The sequence below is a fragment of the Rhodococcus spelaei genome, assembly GCF_006704125.1.
GTDB lineage: Bacteria > Actinomycetota > Actinomycetes > Mycobacteriales > Mycobacteriaceae > Rhodococcus_G > Rhodococcus_G spelaei.
In genome coordinates this window covers 325241-343673 of sequence record NZ_VIGH01000003.1, presented here as the reverse complement: position 1 = coordinate 343673, position 18433 = coordinate 325241, and the positions used below count along the sequence as shown (strand labels likewise).

Below are 18433 nucleotides of genomic sequence, written 5' to 3'. Positions count from 1 at the left end.
CCCAGCTCAGTAGTCGTCGGCGCTGTCGCCGACGGCCTGCTCGAGCAGGCTCCGGCGGTACTGCTCGAGCGCGACCAGGTCACCGAACAGCGCCATGTAGTCGTCCGGCTGATCGGCCTGCGACATCCGCTGCAGCTTGGACTTGAGGTCGGCCACCTGCTGCCCGACCCACACCTCCTGCAGCCGCGCGAGCACCTGCGGGATGTACCGGGGCACGTCGGACGCCCGGATCGGTTCGACCGCGAGCTCGGTCACCAGCGACTGCAGCGGGTCCGCGAGCTTGCCTACCGCGTCCATCCACTCGGCACCACCGAGTCCGGCCGCGGTGCCGCCCGCGTCGGACATCGCCTGACGAACCAACGCGTAGGCGGGGTGGGTGAACGTCTCCGTCGGCAGCGAGTCGAACACCGAACCCGCGACCTCCGGGTACTGCAGCGCGGCCTTGAGCGCGTCCCGCTGCGGCCACAGCGCGGGATCGCGGGGGTTGGGGCGCGCCGGGCCCGCGGGCGCTTCCGCGACCGGCTGAGAGTCCTCCCGGAATCGTCCCGGCCGCTGCGGCTGCCCGCGCCGCGACGATTGGCGCCGGCTCTCCTCCCGGACCCGCTTGATCACGGTCGGGATGTCGTCCCACCCGATCCACCCGGCGAGCTGGCGGGCGTAGTCCTCGCGCAGCGCGGCGTCCTTGATCTGGGCGACGACCGGCACCGTCCGCCGCAATGCCTCGACCCGACCCTCGCCGGTGTCGAGATCGTGCTCGGCGAGCAGCGACCGGATCACGAACCGGAACATCGGGATTCGCCGGGCCACCAGATCGCGGACGGCCGCGTCGCCGGACGCCTGGCGCAACTCGCACGGGTCCATGCCGTCCGGGGCCACCGCCACGTAGGTCTGCCCGGCCATCTTCTGGTCGCCCTCGAACGCCTTCATCGCCGCCGCCTGGCCGGCCGCGTCACCGTCGAAGGTGTAGATCACCTCACCGCGAAAATAGCTGTCGTCCATCAGGAGTCGGCGCAGCATCGCGAGATGGTCCTCGCCGAAGGCGGTACCGCAGGCGGCGACGGCGGTCTTGACCCCGGCCAGGTGCATGGCCATCACGTCGGTGTAGCCCTCGACGATCACCGCCTGGTGTCCCTTGGCGATGTCCCGCTTGGCCAGGTCGAGCCCGAACAGCACCTGAGACTTCTTGTACAGCATGGTTTCCGGTGTGTTGATGTACTTGCCGGGCATGGTGTCGTCGTCGAAGAGCTTGCGGGCGCCGAAACCGATGACGTCGCCGCTGAGGTTGCGGATCGGCCACACCAGCCGACGCCGGAACCGGTCGATCGGAGTGCCGCGCTTGCCCGGGGTGGCGAGACCGGCGTCGATGATCTCCTTGGCCTCGAAGCCCTTCGTCAGCAGGTGCTTGGTGAGGGTGTCCCAGCCGTCGGGGGCGTAGCCGCAGCCGAAGGTGACGGCGACCTGGCCGTCGAAGTTGCGCTCGGTCAGGTAGTCGCGGGCGGTCTGGGCGTCGGGCTCGCGCAGCCGGGCGGCGTAGAACTCCTGGGCGGCCGCGTTGGCCGCGACCAGCCGGGCCCGGGTGCCGCGGTCGCGCTGAACAGACGGCCCGCCGCCCTCGTAGGAGATGGTGTAGTTGATCCGGTCCGCGAGCTGCTCGACGGCCTCGACGAACGAGATGTGCTCGATTTTCTGCAGGAACGAGTAGACGTCGCCGCCCTCGCCGCAGCCGAAGCAGTGGTAGGTGCCGTGGTTGGGCCGGGCGTGGAAGGACGGAGACTTCTCGTCGTGGAAGGGGCACAGGCCCTTCATGGAGTCGCCGCCGCTGCGCTTGAGCGCGACGTACTCGCCGACGATGTCCTCGATGTGGGTTCGCTCGCGAATGGCCGCTACGTCTCGTTCAGGAATTCGGCCGGCCACGGGGACAGTCTAGGGCCTGCACGGCGGCGTCCCCGCCGCTCGGCGGACGACCACCTAGGATTCGCGCCATGTCGTCACCGAAGCGCAGATGGCTGCGTCGCATTCTGATCGGTCTGCCCGTCGTGGTCGCCGCAGCCGCGGTCGGCTTCTTCACGATCGCCCCCGGTGCCGTCGAGCGCAGCATGAACAAGGTCGAGGCCGGTGACCTGCCCGAGGTCACACCCGAGACGCAGCGGCTCCACGACAGCCTGCAGATCGCCGACATGCACTCGGACACCCTGATGTGGGATCGCGACCTCCTCGAGCGGTCCTCCCGCGGCCACATGGACCTGCCCCGCCTGCAGGAGGGCAATGTGGCCCTGCAGGTGTTCTCGTCGGTGTCGAAGTCGCCGAAGGGTCAGAACTACGACTCGAACTCCGCGGAGTCCGACAACATCACGCTCCTGACCTTCGCCCAGTTGCAGCCGCCGCGCACCTGGGGCTCGCTGCTGGAGCGGTCGCTCTACCACGCCGACAAGCTCGCGACCGCCGCCGCCGACTCGAACGGCCAGCTCCAGCTCGTGCGCACGCGCGCCGACCTGGAGACACTGCTCGCCGATCGGGCGGCCGGCAAGAACGTGACGGGGGCGCTGTTCTCGGTCGAGGGCCTGCAGAACCTCGAGGGCCGGATCGAGAACTTCGACCGGCTCTACGACGCAGGCATGCGGATGGCGGGCTTCACCCACTTCTTCGACAACGAGGTCGGCGGCTCGATGCACGGGGAGGTCAAGGGCGGGCTGACCGATCTCGGCCGGCAGGTGTTCGCGGAGATGGAGCGGCGCGGGGTGATCGTCGACATCGCGCACGCGAGCCACCCGGCGATCGCGGAGATGCTCGCCCGCGCGACCCGTCCCGTCGTCGCCAGCCACGGCGGCGTGCAGGCGACCTGCGACGTCAACCGCAACCTGACCGACGACGAGATCCGCGGGGTGGCGGCGACCGGCGGGGTGGTCGGCATCGGCTACTGGGACGCCGCGGTGTGCGAGTTGACCCCGGCCGCCGTGGTCGACGCGATCGAGCACGTCATCGCCGTCGGCGGCCTGCAGACCGCGGCGCTCGGCAGCGACTACGACGGCTCGACCACGGTCGCCTGGGACACCAGCGAGATCGCGGTGATCACGCAGGAGCTGCGCGACCGCGGCCACAGCGACGACGACATCCGGGCGATCATGGGCGGCAACACCCTGCGGGTGATGGCGCAGGTGCTGCCGTAGGCGCCTTCGGCACTGTGAGCGCTGTGCACCCCAGTTGGGGTAAACGGCGCGCACGGGCGCGCAGCGCCTACCCCCAGGAGGCCTGGGCGCCGAGGCTCTGCTTGTCGACGCGCTCGAGCCGGCTCTCGGTGTAGGAGGCGATCTGGTCCACGATCACCCGGGTGCGGGCCGCGTCGTCGTGTGCGCGTTCCCAGGCCGGCAGCAGGATCGGATCGAGGCAGCTCGGCGCGGTCTGCATCAGCCACTGCGCGACCCGGTGAATGCGGTCGCGCTGGCGGTCCTGCTTCGTCTTGTGCCCGGCGTCGGACATCACGTATCGCAATGCAACGGTCTTGAGCAACGCGACCTCGGCCCCCACGACCGGTGGGATCTCCAGGTCGGCGGCGTACCGGGACAGCGGCGCCCCGCCCGCGACCTCCCGGGTCGCGGTGACCGCGGCGGTGGCGAACCGCCCGACCAGCTCGCTGGTCAGGTTCTTCAGCGCCACCGAACTGGCCAGGGTGCCGTCGAAGTTGCCGCCCGCGGCCACCACGACGGGCAGCACGGACAGCCGGCGCGCGGCTTCGACGAGGTCGTCGACGACCAGGCCCCGGAACTCGGCGGCCCCCATCTCGGCGAGTGCACGCCGCTCGGCGGGGTCGGCCAGAGCGCGCAGGTCGATGCGGCCGGCGATCACCCCGTCCTCGACGTCGTGCACCGAGTACGCCACGTCGTCCGCCCAGTCCATCACCTGGGACTCGAGGCACCGTCGGGTCCCGGGCGCGCCCGCACGCACCCAGGCCAGGATCTCGGCGTCGTCGTCGTAGGCGCCGAACTTGGCGCCGGGTGACGGCCGCGTCCACGGGTACTTGATCGACGCGTCGAGCGCGGCGCGGGTGAGGTTGAGTCCGACGCTGCGGCCGTCGCCGCCGAGGACCTTCGGTTCGAGGCTGGTGAGGATCCGCAGGTTCTGCGCGTTGCCCTCGAACCCGCCGCACTCCGCGGCCACCTCGTCGAGCGCCTTCTCCCCGTTGTGTCCGTAGGGCGGGTGCCCGATGTCGTGCGCGAGGCCGGCCAGGTCCACCAGGTCGGGGTCGCAGCCGAGGCCGTCGGCGATGCCGCGACCGATCTGCGCGACCTCGATCGAGTGGGTGAGACGGGTGCGGGGGGTGTCGCCGTCGCGCGGGCCGACCACCTGGGTCTTGTCGGCGAGCCGGCGCAGTGCGGCGCTGTGCAGCACGCGGGCACGGTCGCGGGAGAAGTCGCTGCGCGCGGCGGTGGTGCCGGGCAGTCCGCCGGTCTTGGGTGGCTCGACGACGCGGCGCTCGAGGGCGTGTTCGGTGTAGGACACGGAGGTCACTGCCCCGCCGTGTACGGGAAGTCCGCAGAGAAGTGGGTCAGCTGATACCACACCAAAGCACCTGTCTCCCTGGCAATTCCGTGGATCTGCGACTCGCGGGTGAAGACCGCCGGCCCCTGCCGGGTCGGCGCGGTCCAGGCCTCGAGCCCGGCGTCGCGGGCCATGGTGCGGGTCCGAAGGGAGTGCCACGGGTCGCTGACGAGCACGGCGGAGTTCATCGAGTGCTCCCCCATCACCCGGCTGACGCCCTCGATGCTGCGGAGGGTGTCGGAACCCTCCTCGACCGCGATGATCCGGTTCCCCGGCACGCCGCGACCGATCAGGTAGTTGCGGCCGGACGCCGCCTCGGTGTACTCGTCGCCGACCTGTTTGCCGCCGACCGTGACGACCGTGGGCGCGACACCCTCCTCGAACAGCTTCGCCGCCTGCTCCAGTCGGGCTTCGAACACCGACGAGGGTGTCCCCGAGTACTGCGCGGCGCCGAGCACCACGATCGCGTCGGCGTGGGTGAGGTCGTTGATCCTGGCCACCTGCCACACCCGGAACGCGGTACCGCCGACCAGCAGCACGGCGATCAGGATCACCCCGACCACGACGCGACGCGTCCACCGGGCCAGGGTGCCCCCGAACCCGAGACGATCGGTGTCGCGTTCGCCTGCTGCTGAGTAACTCACTCCGCAAGTCTGCCAGCCGGCCCGCACTGCACCGACCAACGGCACGCGCGGAGCCGGTGTTCTCTGCCAGGCACTACAGCCAGCCGAGCCGTTCGGCGGCGCGGACGGCCTCGCCGCGGGTGCTGGTACCGGTCTTCCCGATCGCCGAGGACAGGTGGTTGCGCACGGTGCCCTCGGACAGGTGCAGGGTCTTCGCGATCACGCCGGTGCTCGCACCCCCGGACGCCGCCCGCAACACGTCGCGTTCGCGCGCGGTCAGCGGCGAGGAGCCCGTCGCCAACGTCTCGGTCGCGAGCGTCGGGTCGACCACCCGCAGACCCAGGTGGACCCTGCGCACCGCGTCCGCCAGTTCCCGGGCGGGGGTGTCCTTGACCACGAATCCACTCGCGCCCGCGTCGATCGCGCGGCGCAGGTACCCGGGCCGCCCGAAGGTGGTGACCATGAGGATCCGCACATCCGGACACTCGCGCCGCAACTGCTCGGCCACCGCGATGCCGTCCATGCCCGGCATCTCCACGTCCAACAGCGCGACCTGCGGTCGATGCGTCCGCACCGCGGCCAGCACCTCGTCGCCGCGTCCGACCTCCGCGACCACACTGAGGTCGGACTCGAGGTCGAGCAGGGCGGCCAGGGCGCCGCGGACCAACGCCTGGTCGTCGGCGATCAGCAGGGTGATCGGCTCGGTCATCGCCGGCCCCGCTCGGGTGCGACCTCGGGAAAGACGGCCGACAGGCAGAAGCCGCCCGTCTCCGGGCGCGACAGTCGCAGTGCGCCACCGGCTCCGCCGATCCTCTCCCGCAGGCCCGCGATCCCGTTGCCGCGCTCGGCGCCGTCCACGGACGGTCCGATGCCGTCGTCGCAGATCTCGATCGTCGCCGCCGTGAGACGGACCTCGCAGCGGGTCGCCCCGCTGTGCCGCACCACGTTGGTCACCGCCTCGCGCAGCGTCCATCCGAACACCTCGCGCCGCGCCGGCGGGACCGCCGAGACGCCGTCGGGGAGCACCGCCTCGATGCCGGCGGCGGTCAGCGCCGACCGCGCATTGGCCAGTTCCCCGTCGAGGCTGACCTCCCGCAGCCTGCCGACGGTGTCCCGGACCCCGGCGAGGCCTTCGCGGGCGAGCGCCTCGATGTCGTCGAGTTCGGCTCGCGCACGGTCGATGTCGACGTCGAGCAGCCGGCGGGCGAGTTCGGTCTTGACGGTGATCACGGTGAGTGAGTGTCCCAGGATGTCGTGCACGTCGCGGCCGACGCGCAGCCTCTCCTCCGCCACCGCCATGGTCGCGAGCTGCTCGCGGGCGGCGGCCAACTGCATGTTCCGGAAGATGACCTGGCCGATCCCCCAGGCCGCGAACGCCGCGACGACGAGCTGGAAGGCGAGGAAGTCCTGCGGCTGCTCCGACTCGACCAGTCGCGGCATGGCGAACACCGTGGCCGCCAGCACGGCGATGATCGTCCACACCTGCACAGTTGGCAGGGTGATCGCCGCCAGCGCCGCGATGTAGATGGCGAGTGCGAACGCGTCCGAACCCAGCGGGATCGTCGCCGCGGCCATGATCACGGTCAGGCCCGCCAATCCGGCGTACACGATCCTCGGCTCGGGGCGCGGCCACTGCTGGCGGATCCCGTCGATCGTGCGGAACGCCACGAAACACCCGACGTACGCGACACCGAACAGCCCGATCAGCACCAGCGCGAACACCTTCGCCGCGGTGTCCGTCAGCCGCAGCGCCGAGGACACCGGATACGCGAGGTAGACCAGCCAGATCGCCGCGAAGAGGAAGCCCCACCGACCGGGCGCCCGGGGCTCTCCCACACTCGTCTCGTTCACCGGCCCCACGCTAGCGCGACCTACACCCGCGCGGTGTCCCGGCGGAACAGCACCGCCGCGCCGACCACGAACACCGTCGCCCACAGCACCAGGTTCACCAGTGCCACCGCGAGCGTCCCGCCGCCGATCTCGCCGAGCGGCGAACGGGCAAGGGCGGCAACACCGTAGGTCGGGAAGAACTTCGAGACCGTCTCGAACCAGCCGGACGGCGGGACGAACAGACCACCGGCGAACGCGAGTACCGCGAGGCCGGGGCCGATGATCTGCATGACGTTCTCGGACGGCAACAGGTAGCCCATGAACAGTCCGAAGGCGGCGAACACGAGCGACCCGAGCCAGGCGAGCAGGAAGCACCCGACCCACGCGGCGGCCGGCAGGTGCGCGCCGACCACTCCCCCGACCACGAAGACCACCGCGACCGACGCCAGCCCGAGCGTCATCGCGACGGCGATCTTGGTGGCGACGTAGGCGATCGGGCGCAGTGGGGTCAGCCGCAACTGCCGGCTCCAACCGAGCGCCCGCTCGATGGAGACCATCGCCCCGCCGCTGGTGGTCGCGAGCATCGCACCGTACACGGCCATCGAGATCATCACGTACGCAGTGACATTGCCGGAACCGTAGGTCTGCGTGCGGAAGTCGGACTGGATGCCGAAGATCACGAAGAACACCGGCGGCATCACCAGGGTGAAGATCAGGGTCCGCTTGTTGCGCAGCATGCGGCGCAGCTCGAGTGCGAGAAAGCCGAGGCTGAAGCCGCCCGCGGCGGGCAGCCGGCGGGCCGACGGGTCGGCGGTGGTGACGGACATGATCAGGCCTCCTGAGTGGCGAAGGGACGGTCGGTGGTCAGGGCGAGGAAGGCGTCCTCGAGTCCGCGCGAGACGATCTCGAGGTCGCGGGCATCGGTGTGGCCGAGCAGGTAACGAGCGACCGCGTCGGAGTCCTTGGCGTGCACCACGACCCGCTCACCGCGCACTTCGACGGAGTCGACGCCGTCGATGGCGAGCAGCCGATGCTGGTCCGCCCCGGGCAGATTCGCGCTGATCACCCGCCCCGACGCGAGGTTCTTGATCTCGGCGGCGCTGCCGTCGGCGACGACGCGGCCGTGGCTGACCAGCACGATGCGGTCCGCGTAGGCGTCCGCCTCGTCGAGGTAGTGGGTGGCGAACAGCACGGTCCGACCCCGGCTCGAGTCCTCCCGCATCGCGTTCCAGAAGTCGCGCCGGCCCTCGACGTCCATCCCGGTGGTCGGTTCGTCGAGCACGATCAGGTCCGGGTTCGGCAGCAACGCCAGCGCGAACCGCAGCCGCTGCTGTTGCCCGCCCGAGCACTTGCCGACCATCCGGCCCGCGATGTCGGCGATGCCGGCCCGGGCCAGCACCTCCGAGACCGGCGCCGTGGTGGCGAACAGCGAGCCCACCAACTGGACGGTCTCCTCGACGGTGAGATCCTTGAGGAGGCCGCCGCTCTGCATCACCGCCGAGACCCGGCCGGTGGCGATGGCGTCCTCCGGGCTGCCCCCGAACACCGAGACGCTGCCGGAGTCCGGACGGGCCAGCCCGAGCAACATGTCGATGGTGGTGGTCTTGCCCGCACCGTTGGGTCCGAGGAACGCCACGATCTCGCCGGGCGCGACGGTCAGGTTCAAGCCGTCGACGGCGTGGACGGGTGGCGCCCCGGCCACCGCGAACCGCTTTCGGAGATCTCGGAGGTCGATCGCTGCTGTGGTCATGACTCCACCCTGCTCGGTGGCGGCCCGCCGAGCCTCGGCCGTCCGTCACGACCTGACCATGACAGGTGTCACGGGCCGACCGGAGGCCGCCGGTGACGGCGCAATCGCGGTCGGTACCGATAGATTCATGCCATGTCACTCGCACATCCGCGCGTTTCCGGTCGACCCGGTCCCCGCAACGTCTCGATCGCCGGAGCCGTGACGGCCGTGGCGGCGCTGCTGGCCCTGCTCTGCCTGCCCGGCACCGCGGCGGCCGATGCCCCGCTCCGACTGCCCTCACAGATCACCGATTCCGCGGGGGTGCTGGACGCGAACCAGCGCACCGACGTGCAGACCGCGCTGGACAGCCTGTTCGACGAGCACCGCGTGCAACTGTGGGTGGTCTACGTCGACAACTTCGGCGGCATGAACGCCGACCAGTGGGCGAGCAAGACCGTCAAGTCGAGCGGACTCGGTGACGAGTCCGCGCTCCTTGCCGTGGCCACCGGGGACCGCGCGTACGCGCTGAACGTGCCGGGCAACCTGTCCGGGGTGAGCGCGTCGGACATCGCCGCCATCGAGCGCGACGCCGTGGTTCCCGCGCTGCGCGAGGACGACTGGTCCGGCGCGGCGATCTCGATGGCGGGCGGTCTCGGCGACGCGATGAGCGGTTCGGGTGGCGGCGGCACCGCGAAGTACCTGCTGATCGGCAGCGGCGTGGTGATCGTCGGCGCGAGCGGGGTCGTGCTCTACACCCGCAGGCGCCGTAGCGAGCGGGTCCGCAAGGGAATCGACGCCGCGAAGGACCTCGACTGGACCGATCCCGCGGCGATCGCCGCGCTACCGGTCGAGACCCTGGACGCGCGTGCCAAGGCGGTACTCGTGGAGACCGACAACGCGATTCGCACCAGCGAGGAGGAGTTGAACCTCGCGCGAGGCGAGTTCGGCGACGCGGCCACCGCGCCCTTCATCACCGCGTTCGACACCGCCAAGTCCACCCTCGCGGCCGCGTTCACGATCCGCCAGCGCCTCGACGACGACATCCCCGAGACCCCGGATCAGCAGCGGGACATGCTGATCGAGCTGATCTCCACCTGCAGCCGCGCGGACAAGGAACTCAATGCGCGCGTCACCGAGTTCGACGGTATGCGCGATCTGCTCATCGACGCACCCGCGCGACTCGACGCCCTCACCCAGCACATCGTCGAACTGACGGTACGGATACCCGAGTCGGAGGCGACACTCACCGCGCTGCACGGCGAATTCCCCGGCCCCGCACTGGCTTCGGTGGCGAACAACGTCACCCTGGCCGGCCGGCAGCTGGCCTTCGCGGATCAGAATGTCACCGCCGGGCGGGCCGCGATCACGCTGCCCGCAGGCAAGCAGGGCCCCGCCGTCGTCGCCATCCGGGCCGCCGAGTCCGCCGTCGACCAGGTCCGCGAACTTCTCGACGGCGTCGACCACGCCGCGGAGAACATCCGGGCCGCCATCGCGACACTGCCCGACGCACTCGAGGACGCACGCAAGGACATCGCCGCGGCGGAAGCCCTGGCCGCGCACGGCGGTCCGGAACTGGTCGCGGCCCGGACGGCTGCTCAGGCGGCGCTCACGAAGGCCGACGCCGGCAAGGACACCGACCCGCTGGGCTCGCTGACCGAGCTCGCCGGCGCCGACGCCGAGCTGGACCGGGTGCTGGCCGCCGCCAACGAGTCCAAGCAGCGGTCCGAACGCGCCGCACAGAAACTGACCCAGGACATCACCGCCGCGAACGCACAGGTCACCGCGGCGGCCGACTTCATCGGCACCCGGCGCGGGGCCGTCGGTGCCGAGGCCCGCACCCGAATCTCCGAGGCGCAGCGCCATCTCGAGGCCGCCCGGCAGCTGGCCCAGACCGACCCGTCGAAGGCGTTGCAGCACGCGCAGGCGGCCGGCGACCTCGCGTCCCGGGCCCTGCGCCTGGCGCAGTCCGACGTGCAGCAGTGGGAGGCGAGCCGGCGCCCACCGAGTTCCGGCTCGAACACCGGCGCGATCCTCGGCGGAATCCTGATCGACTCGATGATTCGCGGCGGGATGAGCGGCGGCTGGGGCAACCGTGGTGGCGGCAGTGGCGGCGGCAGTCGCGGTCCCGGCTCGTTCGGCGGGCCGAGCAGCTCCGGTCGGATCGGCCGCAGCGGCCGGTTCTAGGTGAGCACCGCGCTGGCGCACCCCGGGCTCGCCCTGGCGGTCGTCTGCGCGGTGATGGCCGCACTCGCCGCGGTGGTCTACCGGGTTGCCGCGCTCGACCGCCCGCTGACCGTCCCGCGCGCGGCGATCCGGGGCGCCCTCCAGCTCGCGGCCGTGTCGCTGGTGCTGACCGCTGCGCTGAGGCACCTGTGGTCGGCGGCGCTGGTGCTGCTGCTGATGTTCGTCGCGGCGGCGGTGACGTCGGCCCGCCGCGCCGATGCGGGGTGGTCGGGCACGTGGCTGGCCGTGGCGCTGGCGGTCGGGGTCGGGGCGGTACTGCCGCTGCTGCTGGTCAGCGGCGTCGTCCCGCTGCAGGGGGTCGCGATCATCCCGATCGGCGGCATCGTGCTCGGCGGCGCGATGACGGCCACCTCACTCGCCGCCAAACGAGCCCTCGACGCCATCACCCAGCGGTACGGGGAGGTCGAGGCGGCGCTGAGCCTGGGTCTGAGTGTGCGCGACTCGCGGATGGAGGTGATCCGGACCGCAGCCGCTGATGCGCTGCTTCCCGGCCTGGACCAGACGCGGACGGTCGGGCTGGTGACCCTGCCGGGCGCATTCGTCGGCGTCCTGCTGGCCAGCGGGTCGGCCGTACAGGCCGGCGCGGTGCAGATCCTGGTGCTGGTCGGGCTGTTGCTGGCGCAGACGTGTGCGGTCGCGGTGACGATGGAACTGGTGGCCAGGGCCCACGTCAGGCGCTAACGCACCTGTGAGTCCTTTTGGCCCCGTCCGGGACCAAAAGGACTCACAGGCAGCGAAGCTGCCTACGCGCCGAGGAGGCGCTGGGCCAGGTAGCCCTCGACCTTGTCCAGCGAGACCCGCTCCTGCTCCATGGAGTCGCGCTCGCGCACCGTGACGGCCTGGTCCTCGAGGGTGTCGAAGTCCACCGTGATGCAGAACGGGGTACCGATCTCGTCCTGACGGCGGTAGCGGCGACCGATCGCGCCGGCGTCGTCGAACTCGATGTTCCAGTTCTTGCGCAACGTCGCGGCGAGGTCCTTGGCCTTCGGGGTCAGGTCCGCGTTACGCGAGAGCGGCAGCACCGCGGCCTTGACCGGCGCGAGACGACGGTCCAGCCGCAGCACGGTGCGCTTGTCGACGCCGCCCTTGGCGTTGGGCGCCTCGTCCTCGGAGTAGGCGTCGACCAGGAAGGCCATCAGCGAGCGGGTCAGGCCGGCCGCGGGCTCGATGACGTACGGGGTGTACCGCTCGCCAGACGCCTGGTCGTAGTACTTGAGGTCCTGACCCGACGACTCCTCGTGCACCCGAAGGTCGTAGTCGGTGCGGTTGGCGACGCCCTCCAGCTCGCCCCACTCGCTGCCCTGGAACCCGAAGCGGTACTCGATGTCGACGGTGCGCTTCGAGTAGTGCGAGAGCTTGTCCTCGGGGTGTTCGAGCAGTCGGAGGTTCTCCGGGTCGATACCGAGGTCGGTGTACCAGGCCAGGCGGGTGTCGATCCAGTACTGGTGCCACTCCTCGTCCTCACCCGGCTTGACGAAGAACTCCATCTCCATCTGCTCGAACTCGCGGGTGCGGAAGATGAAGTTGCCGGGAGTGATCTCGTTGCGGAAGCTCTTGCCGATCTGGCCGATGCCGAACGGCGGCTTCTTGCGCGAGGTGGTGAGCACGTTCGCGAAGTTGACGAAGATGCCCTGGGCGGTCTCCGGCCGCAGGTAGTGCAGGCCGTCCTCGGACTCGACCGGACCGAGGTAGGTCTTGAGCATCATGTTGAAGTCGCGCGGCTCGGTCCACTGCCCGACAGTGCCGCAGTCCGGGCAGGCGAGCGCATCCATCGCGACGTCGTCGGGGTTGTCGATGCCCTTCTTCTCCGCGTAGGCCTCCTGCAGGTGGTCCTGGCGGTGCCGCTTGTGGCAGTTCAGGCACTCGACGAGCGGGTCGTTGAACACGCCGACGTGACCGGACGCCACCCACACCTGGCGGGGCAGGATCACCGAGGAGTCGAGGCCCACGACGTCGTCGCGGCTGGTGACCATGCTGCGCCACCACTGCTTCTTGATGTTCTCCTTGAGTTCGACGCCGAGCGGGCCGTAGTCCCAGGCGGACTTGGTTCCGCCGTAGATCTCACCGCAAGGGAAGACGAGTCCTCGGCGCTTGGCGAGGTTGGCAACGGTATCGACCTTGGACTTGGGTGCCACTGGGGAAGCTCTCCATCTGGGTAATAGATGCTGCGGTCACGTGCGGTTTTCTCGTACCAGACTATCGGTCGCCGCGAGCGTGACCCAACCGGTGTTGACATGCATACTCATGCATATCAAAATGGAATTGATTTGCAATAAGGTTGGCGGGGCCGACACGTTGGGGACCGAACACGAGGAGCAGCCCGAGTGAGCATCACCGACGCCGACGACCTGCACGCCGACTCCACGACGCACGAACCGTCCGGCTCCGCTCCGCCCGCAGCGCTGCCGAGCAAGGACACGATGACCGCGGCGGGCGACATCCTGCGCGCCCTGGCGGCGCCGGTGCGGATCGCCATCGTGTTGCAGTTGCGCGAGGAGCAGCGCTGCGTGCACGAACTGGTCGAGGCGCTCGGCGTCACCCAGCCGTTGATCAGTCAGCACCTGCGCGTGCTCAAGTCGGCGGGGGTGGTGCGCGGCGACCGCAACGGTCGCGAGGTGTTCTATCGTCTCGTCGACGACCACCTGGCACACATCGTGGTCGACGCCGTCGCCCACGCCGAGGAAGGTAAGTGACCGTGACCGAGAAGACCGGCCAGCGCAGCCCCGTCGCCGTCGGCGTGCGCGCCACCAAGCAGCGCAGCGCGATCTCGGCACTGCTCGACGAGATCGACGAGTTCCGTTCGGCACAGGACCTGCACGACGAGCTGCGCAAGCGCGGCGAGGGCATCGGGCTGACCACCGTCTACCGAACCCTGCAGACACTCGCCGAGGCCGGCACGGTGGACATGCTGCGCACCGACTCCGGGGAATCGGTGTACCGGCGCTGTTCGTCGGGCCACCACCATCACCTGGTGTGCCGCCGCTGCGGTTACACCGTGGAGGTCGAGGGGCCGACGGTCGAACAGTGGTCGCACACCATCGCCGAGGACAACGGGTTCACCGACGTCAGCCACACGGTCGAGATCTTCGGCACCTGCCGCAACTGCGCGACCGCCCGAGCGGCATCGTCAACCAACGGTTGACGGCTCAGCGTCGTCAACCTAGAGTTGACGCATGACCGAACCGCTGCAGTTCACACCTTCCGTCCGCCTCGACGACCTGATCGACGCGATCAGGAAGGTCCATGCCGATCCGCTCGACCAACTGTCCGACGCCGTGCTCGCCGCCGACCACCTCGGCGACGTCGCCGACCACCTCATCGGCCATTTCGTCGACCAGGCCCGCCGCACCGGTGCGTCCTGGACCGACATCGGCCGCAGCATGGGCGTCAGCAAGCAGGCCGCCCAGAAGCGGTTCACCCCGAAAGACCCCGGCCAGGCCGCAGACCTCAACCCGAACCAGGGCTTCAACCAGTTCACCCCGCGGGCGCGCAACGTTGTCGCCGCCGCGCACAACGAGGCCCAGGCCGCCGGCAGTCCCGCGGTCACGCCCGCGCACCTGACCCTCGGACTGCTCGCCGAACCGGAGTCCCTGGCGCTGATGCTGCTCGCCGCGCAAGGCGTCGACCCCGACGCCATTCGGAACGCCGTCACCGCGACGCTGCCCGCCCCGGCCACCGATGTACCCGAACTGATCCCCTACGACGCCGCAGCCCGCAAGGTCCTCGAACTCACCTTCCGACAGGCACTTCGGCTGGGCCACAACTACATCGGCACCGAGCACATCCTGCTCGCCCTGCTCGAGATCGAGGACGGCACCGGCCCGCTGAGCGGACTCGGCGTCGACCGCGACCGCCTGGAGGCGGACCTCGCCGAGACGCTCACAGCTCTGACACCGAAGCACGATTAGAAGAGTCGGCGCATGATCGCCTTGGCCCGGTCGGTGTACGGCGGGTAAGCGAACCGCGGGTCCGGCTTGAACGGCTTGACCAGCACCGCTTTTCGGTGACTGAGGGCCTCGAAACCCCACTTCCCGTTGTACCGGCCCATCCCGCTCGGTCCGACCCCGCCGAACGGCAACTGCGGGGCCGTGTAGTGGTAGATCAGGTGGTTGACCACGATCCCACCGGCACTGACTCCGGCGAGCACCCGACGCCGAGAGTCGCCCGAGCGGCTGAACAGGTACGCGGCGAGTGGTTTCGGCCGGGCGGTGACGAACGCGATCGCCTCGTCGAGGGAGTCGACGGCGAGTACCGGCAGGATCGGCCCGAAGATCTCCTCGGTCATCAGCGGTTCGTCGAGCTCGGGGTCCACGAGCACGGTGGGTTCGACCGTCAGGCTCGCCCGGTCCGTGCCGCCGCCGACCGCGACGGTCGCACGGGTCGAGGCGAGACACCTCGCCAATCGGTCGAAATGGCGTTCGTCGACGACCCGCAGGCCGCGCTCGGGAGCCTGGGCACGGAACTCCTCGACCGTGGACACGAGGCGGGCGACCAGGTCGTCTCGGACGGACCTGTCGACCAGCAGGTAGTCCGGCGCGATGCACACCTGCCCGGAGTTGAGCAGCTTCGCCCACACGACCCGGCGGGCAGTCACGTCCAGGTCCGCGTCGGCGGCGACGATCACCGGAGACTTCCCGCCCAGTTCCAGCGTCACCGGGGTGAGATGCGGTGCGGCGGCGGCCATCACCTTCCGGCCGATCTCGGTGCCGCCGGTGAAGAAGCAGTGGTCGACCCCCTGCGCGAGCAGGTCCTGGGTGACCGCCCCGTCGCCCTCGACCACGACCACCGCCTCGGGGTCGAGGTACTCGGGGATCAACCGCGCCAGCAGCCGCGACGTCGCGGGAGTCAGCTCGGACGGCTTGATCACCGCGCAGTTTCCGGCCGCCACCGCCGCGACCAGGGGGTTGAGCACGAGGGTCACCGGCGCGTTCCACGGTCCGACGATCAGCACCACGCCGAGCGGTTCGTACTGCACCCAGCCGAGGGCGGGCAGCATGTTCGCCGACAGCGGGCGCAGGCTGCGGCGCATCCACCAGCGCACCCGGGCGCGCGCGTAGGCGGCCTCGGCGCGGGGCGCGGTGATGTCCAGCAGCCACGAGTCGAACGCGGTGCGCCCGAGATCGTCCGCGAGCGCGGCGGCGATGTCACTTTCCCGCTCGTCGAGCAGCCGAATGACGCCCTCGAGTTGCGCGATCCGCCACGCCGCGGGTCTGGTCCGGCCGGTCGCGAACACCTCGCGCAACCCGGCGACCACGCCGGCCGCGTCACTGCGCGCTGGCACCGGTTGGGTTTCCTGGTCGAGTCCCATCCTCGGCACCCCCAGATTCGGCTGTGGGAACTCGAACCAACGCTACGCCCGCCACGGAGCGACCGACAGTGTCATTCGCTACGGCAACAGCCCCTGACGCCCCTGGTCCGCTCCGGAGAGCACCAGCAGCAGCATCGTGGTCAGCGCCTCGTCACCGAGTCCGGCGGCGGGGAAGGTGTAGCGCAGGATGACGTCAGCCAGCTTGCCGCGGGTGATCACCGTGATCGACCCGAACTGCATCATCGAGTTCTTCTCTGCCACCTTCTTGTGCAGCGCCGGCTTGACCGGACGGTCCCAGGCCAGCACGGCCGTCACAGACAGCACGTCCAGACCCGGTGCCAGGTTCACCGCACGAAGTGAGCACAGCGCCCCGGCGTACTCGAAACCCAATGAGCCGTCGTCGGATTCGCGCACCTCGACGAAATGCGCCAGGGCGTCGCGGGCACGGTCCTGCAGCACCTGGGCCGTACCCGCACTCACTGCTGCTTCACCCCACCACTGTGCCCGTTCATTTGACTCCGCCGAAGCGGCGGTCGCGCGAGGCGTACTCCACGCACGCGGCCCACAGGTCGCGGCGGTCGAAGTCGGGAAACAGCTTCTCCTGGAACACCATTTCCGCGTACGCCGACTGCCAGATCAGGAAGTTGGAGGTCCGCTGTTCACCGGACGGACGCAGGAACAGGTCCACGTCGGGCATGTCCGGCTCGTCGAGGTACTTCGCGACCGTCGCCTCGGTGACCTTCTCGGGATTGAGTTCGCCCGCCGCCACCCGGCGTGCGATTTCCCGTGCCGCGTCGGCGATCTCGGCGCGACCGCCGTAGTTGACGCACATGGTCAGCGTCATGGTGGTGTTGTCCTTGGTCAGCTCCTCGGCGACCTCGAGTTCCTTGATGACGCTGGCCCACAGTCGCGGTCGGCGTCCTGCCCAACGCACCCGCACACCCATCTCGTGCATCTCGTCGCGGCGCCGGCGAATCACGTCCCGGTTGAAGCCCATCAGGAACTTCACCTCCTCCGGGCTGCGCTTCCAGTTCTCGGTGGAGAACGCATATGCCGAGAGCCATTTCACGCCGATCTCGATGCAGCCCTCGAGGGTGTCCATCAGCACCGCTTCGCCGCGTTCGTGGCCTGCCGTGCGCGGCAGTCCGCGGTCCTGCGCCCAGCGACCGTTGCCGTCCATCACCAACGCGACGTGCCGCGGGATCAGTTCGGGCTGCAGGATCGGGGGTCGCGCTCCCGACGGGTGCGGGCTCGGTGGCCGGATCGCACGGTCAGGCCGAGCTTGCGGTTCGCGTCGTCGAATCACGGTCCCCATCCTGCCTGACGAGCTCCTCCGGACGCGCATGCGGTCGGGACCGCTCGATCAGCGGCAGGGTCCGCAACTGGCGCTCGAGATGCCACTGCAGATGGGCGGCCACCAGACCGCTGGCCTGGGCACGCACCGCCGCGGACGCCGTCTCGGTGTACGCCCAGTCGCCGCGTTCGAGGGCGCCCATCAGATCCAGCACCCCCGGCGACGGGGTGGCCGCCCCGGGCGGGCGGCAGTGCACGCACACCGCGCCGCCCGCTGCGACGTGGAAGGCCCGGTGCGGGCCGGGGGCCGCGCAGCGGGCGCACTCGTCGAGCGCCGGGGCCCAGCCGGCGAAACCCATGGCGCGCAGCAGGTAGGCGTCGAGGACCAGTTCGGCGGGCCGGACCTGCTCTCCCAGCGCACGCAGCGCGCCGACCGTCAGCCGGTGCAGCCGCGGCGCCGGCGCCCGCTCCTCCCCCGACAGTCGCTCAGCGGTCTCGAGGACCGCGCAGGCGGTGGTGTAGCGGCCGTAGTCGTCGACGATGTCCCCGGCGAAGGCGTCGATGGTCTGGACCTGGGTGACGATGTCGAGGTTGCGGCCGGGGTAGAGCTGGACGTCGATGTGCGCGAACGGTTCGAGCCGTGCCCCGAACTTCGACTTGGTCCGGCGCACACCCTTGGCCACCGCCCGCACCAGCCCGTGCTGGCGGGTCAGCAGGGTGACGATGCGGTCGGCCTCGCCCAGCTTGTGCTGGCGCAACACCACCGCATGATCCCGGTACAACCTCACCCGGAAAGTGTCCCACGGTGCGGGGACAAACCCGGACTGCTCTCACACTCTGTCGCCGAATCGGCGGGAATCACGCACAGTG

Annotated in this window: 18 protein-coding genes; 6 read left to right on the top strand and 12 right to left on the bottom strand. The window is 70.2% G+C overall.

Translation table 11 applies throughout. The annotated features are described in order from the left end of the window. Positions 1-6 precede the first annotated feature (6 nt). Complete coding sequence (dnaG, locus tag FK531_RS08340; RefSeq protein ID WP_142097562.1) at positions 7-1914, bottom strand: DNA primase; 1908 nt, start codon at positions 1912-1914, stop codon at positions 7-9. A 68-nt stretch (positions 1915-1982) separates the two neighbouring features. Here dnaG and FK531_RS08335 point away from each other — a divergent pair, with 68 nt between their 5' ends. Further along, positions 1983-3167: a dipeptidase gene (locus FK531_RS08335; protein WP_181762867.1), complete on the top strand. Its 1185-nt coding sequence runs from the start codon at positions 1983-1985 to the stop codon at positions 3165-3167. A 67-nt stretch (positions 3168-3234) separates the two neighbouring features. On the opposite strand, the gene FK531_RS08330 is transcribed toward FK531_RS08335, so the two are convergent. The 6 genes from FK531_RS08330 to FK531_RS08305 all read right to left on the bottom strand — a co-directional run bounded on the left by FK531_RS08330 (position 3235) and on the right by FK531_RS08305 (position 8739). Continuing rightward, entirely contained in the window at positions 3235-4506 is a 1272-nt protein-coding gene (locus tag FK531_RS08330; RefSeq protein ID WP_142097559.1) for a deoxyguanosinetriphosphate triphosphohydrolase, read from the bottom strand. After that, positions 4503-5180, bottom strand: a complete 678-nt coding sequence (locus FK531_RS08325; RefSeq protein WP_142097556.1) for a YdcF family protein — start codon at positions 5178-5180, stop codon at positions 4503-4505. Before FK531_RS08325 ends, FK531_RS08330 begins: the two co-directional genes overlap by 4 nt. A 73-nt stretch (positions 5181-5253) precedes the next feature. Continuing rightward, positions 5254-5868, bottom strand: coding sequence for a response regulator transcription factor (locus FK531_RS08320; protein WP_142097553.1), 615 nt, complete (start codon positions 5866-5868; stop codon positions 5254-5256). After that, a complete protein-coding gene (locus FK531_RS08315) occupies positions 5865-7010 on the bottom strand; it encodes a sensor histidine kinase (protein WP_246098004.1) in 1146 nt (381 codons plus the stop codon). The genes FK531_RS08320 and FK531_RS08315 overlap by 4 nt, the downstream gene beginning before the upstream one ends. A 20-nt stretch (positions 7011-7030) precedes the next feature. After that, positions 7031-7816 (bottom strand): ABC transporter permease, encoded by a 786-nt coding sequence (locus tag FK531_RS08310; protein ID WP_142097546.1) that lies wholly within the window; start codon positions 7814-7816, stop codon positions 7031-7033. Positions 7817-7818: 2 nt separating this feature from the next. Continuing rightward, entirely contained in the window at positions 7819-8739 is a 921-nt protein-coding gene (locus FK531_RS08305; RefSeq protein WP_142097543.1) for an ABC transporter ATP-binding protein, read from the bottom strand. A gap of 132 nt (positions 8740-8871) precedes the next feature. Here FK531_RS08305 and FK531_RS08300 point away from each other — a divergent pair, with 132 nt between their 5' ends. Both FK531_RS08300 and FK531_RS08295 read left to right on the top strand, forming a co-directional pair. Then, the gene (locus FK531_RS08300; RefSeq protein WP_142097540.1) at positions 8872-10902 is read left to right on the top strand and encodes a TPM domain-containing protein; all 2031 of its coding nucleotides are present in this window, start codon (positions 8872-8874) and stop codon (positions 10900-10902) included. After that, complete coding sequence (locus FK531_RS08295; RefSeq protein ID WP_142097537.1) at positions 10903-11643, top strand: ABC transporter permease; 741 nt, start codon at positions 10903-10905, stop codon at positions 11641-11643. 62 nt (positions 11644-11705) lie between these two features. On the opposite strand, the gene FK531_RS08290 is transcribed toward FK531_RS08295, so the two are convergent. Further along, a complete protein-coding gene (locus tag FK531_RS08290; protein WP_142097534.1) occupies positions 11706-13097 on the bottom strand; it encodes a glycine--tRNA ligase in 1392 nt (463 codons plus the stop codon). Between the two features lie 189 nt (positions 13098-13286). On the opposite strand from FK531_RS08290, the gene FK531_RS08285 reads away from it, so the two are divergent. The 3 genes from FK531_RS08285 to FK531_RS08275 are packed head-to-tail and all read left to right on the top strand — an operon-like array spanning position 13287 to position 14870. Beyond that, positions 13287-13655, top strand: a complete 369-nt coding sequence (locus FK531_RS08285) for an ArsR/SmtB family transcription factor (RefSeq protein ID WP_435531028.1) — start codon at positions 13287-13289, stop codon at positions 13653-13655. 2 nt (positions 13656-13657) lie between these two features. After that, entirely contained in the window at positions 13658-14104 is a 447-nt protein-coding gene (locus tag FK531_RS08280) for a Fur family transcriptional regulator (protein WP_142097532.1), read from the top strand. Positions 14105-14135: 31 nt separating this feature from the next. Continuing rightward, entirely contained in the window at positions 14136-14870 is a 735-nt protein-coding gene (locus FK531_RS08275; RefSeq protein WP_142097529.1) for a Clp protease N-terminal domain-containing protein, read from the top strand. Here the strand turns inward: FK531_RS08275 and FK531_RS08270 are convergent. The 4 genes from FK531_RS08270 to recO form a co-directional block, all read right to left on the bottom strand. After that, complete coding sequence (locus tag FK531_RS08270; RefSeq protein WP_142097526.1) at positions 14867-16270, bottom strand: aldehyde dehydrogenase family protein; 1404 nt, start codon at positions 16268-16270, stop codon at positions 14867-14869. The genes FK531_RS08275 and FK531_RS08270 overlap by 4 nt on opposite strands. Before the next feature lie 78 nt (positions 16271-16348). Beyond that, the gene (locus tag FK531_RS08265) at positions 16349-16750 is read right to left on the bottom strand and encodes a hypothetical protein (RefSeq protein WP_142097524.1); all 402 of its coding nucleotides are present in this window, start codon (positions 16748-16750) and stop codon (positions 16349-16351) included. A 28-nt stretch (positions 16751-16778) separates the two neighbouring features. Then, positions 16779-17585: an isoprenyl transferase gene (locus FK531_RS08260; RefSeq protein WP_142097521.1), complete on the bottom strand. Its 807-nt coding sequence runs from the start codon at positions 17583-17585 to the stop codon at positions 16779-16781. Beyond that, positions 17542-18351 (bottom strand): DNA repair protein RecO, encoded by an 810-nt coding sequence (gene recO / locus FK531_RS08255; RefSeq protein ID WP_142097518.1) that lies wholly within the window; start codon positions 18349-18351, stop codon positions 17542-17544. The genes FK531_RS08260 and recO overlap by 44 nt, the downstream gene beginning before the upstream one ends. Positions 18352-18433 lie beyond the last annotated feature (82 nt).

Coding starts and splice junctions, on each gene's coding strand:
- FK531_RS08335 (WP_181762867.1), top strand. CDS start 1,983: ATGTCGTCACCGAAGCGCAGATGGCTGCGTCGCATTCTGATCGGTCTG.
- FK531_RS08320 (WP_142097553.1), bottom strand. CDS start 5,868: ATGACCGAGCCGATCACCCTGCTGATCGCCGACGACCAGGCGTTGGTC.
- FK531_RS08310 (WP_142097546.1), bottom strand. CDS start 7,816: ATGTCCGTCACCACCGCCGACCCGTCGGCCCGCCGGCTGCCCGCCGCG.
- FK531_RS08305 (WP_142097543.1), bottom strand. CDS start 8,739: ATGACCACAGCAGCGATCGACCTCCGAGATCTCCGAAAGCGGTTCGCG.
- FK531_RS08300 (WP_142097540.1), top strand. CDS start 8,872: ATGTCACTCGCACATCCGCGCGTTTCCGGTCGACCCGGTCCCCGCAAC.
- FK531_RS08275 (WP_142097529.1), top strand. CDS start 14,136: ATGACCGAACCGCTGCAGTTCACACCTTCCGTCCGCCTCGACGACCTG.
- FK531_RS08270 (WP_142097526.1), bottom strand. CDS start 16,270: ATGGGACTCGACCAGGAAACCCAACCGGTGCCAGCGCGCAGTGACGCG.
- FK531_RS08260 (WP_142097521.1), bottom strand. CDS start 17,585: ATGGGGACCGTGATTCGACGACGCGAACCGCAAGCTCGGCCTGACCGT.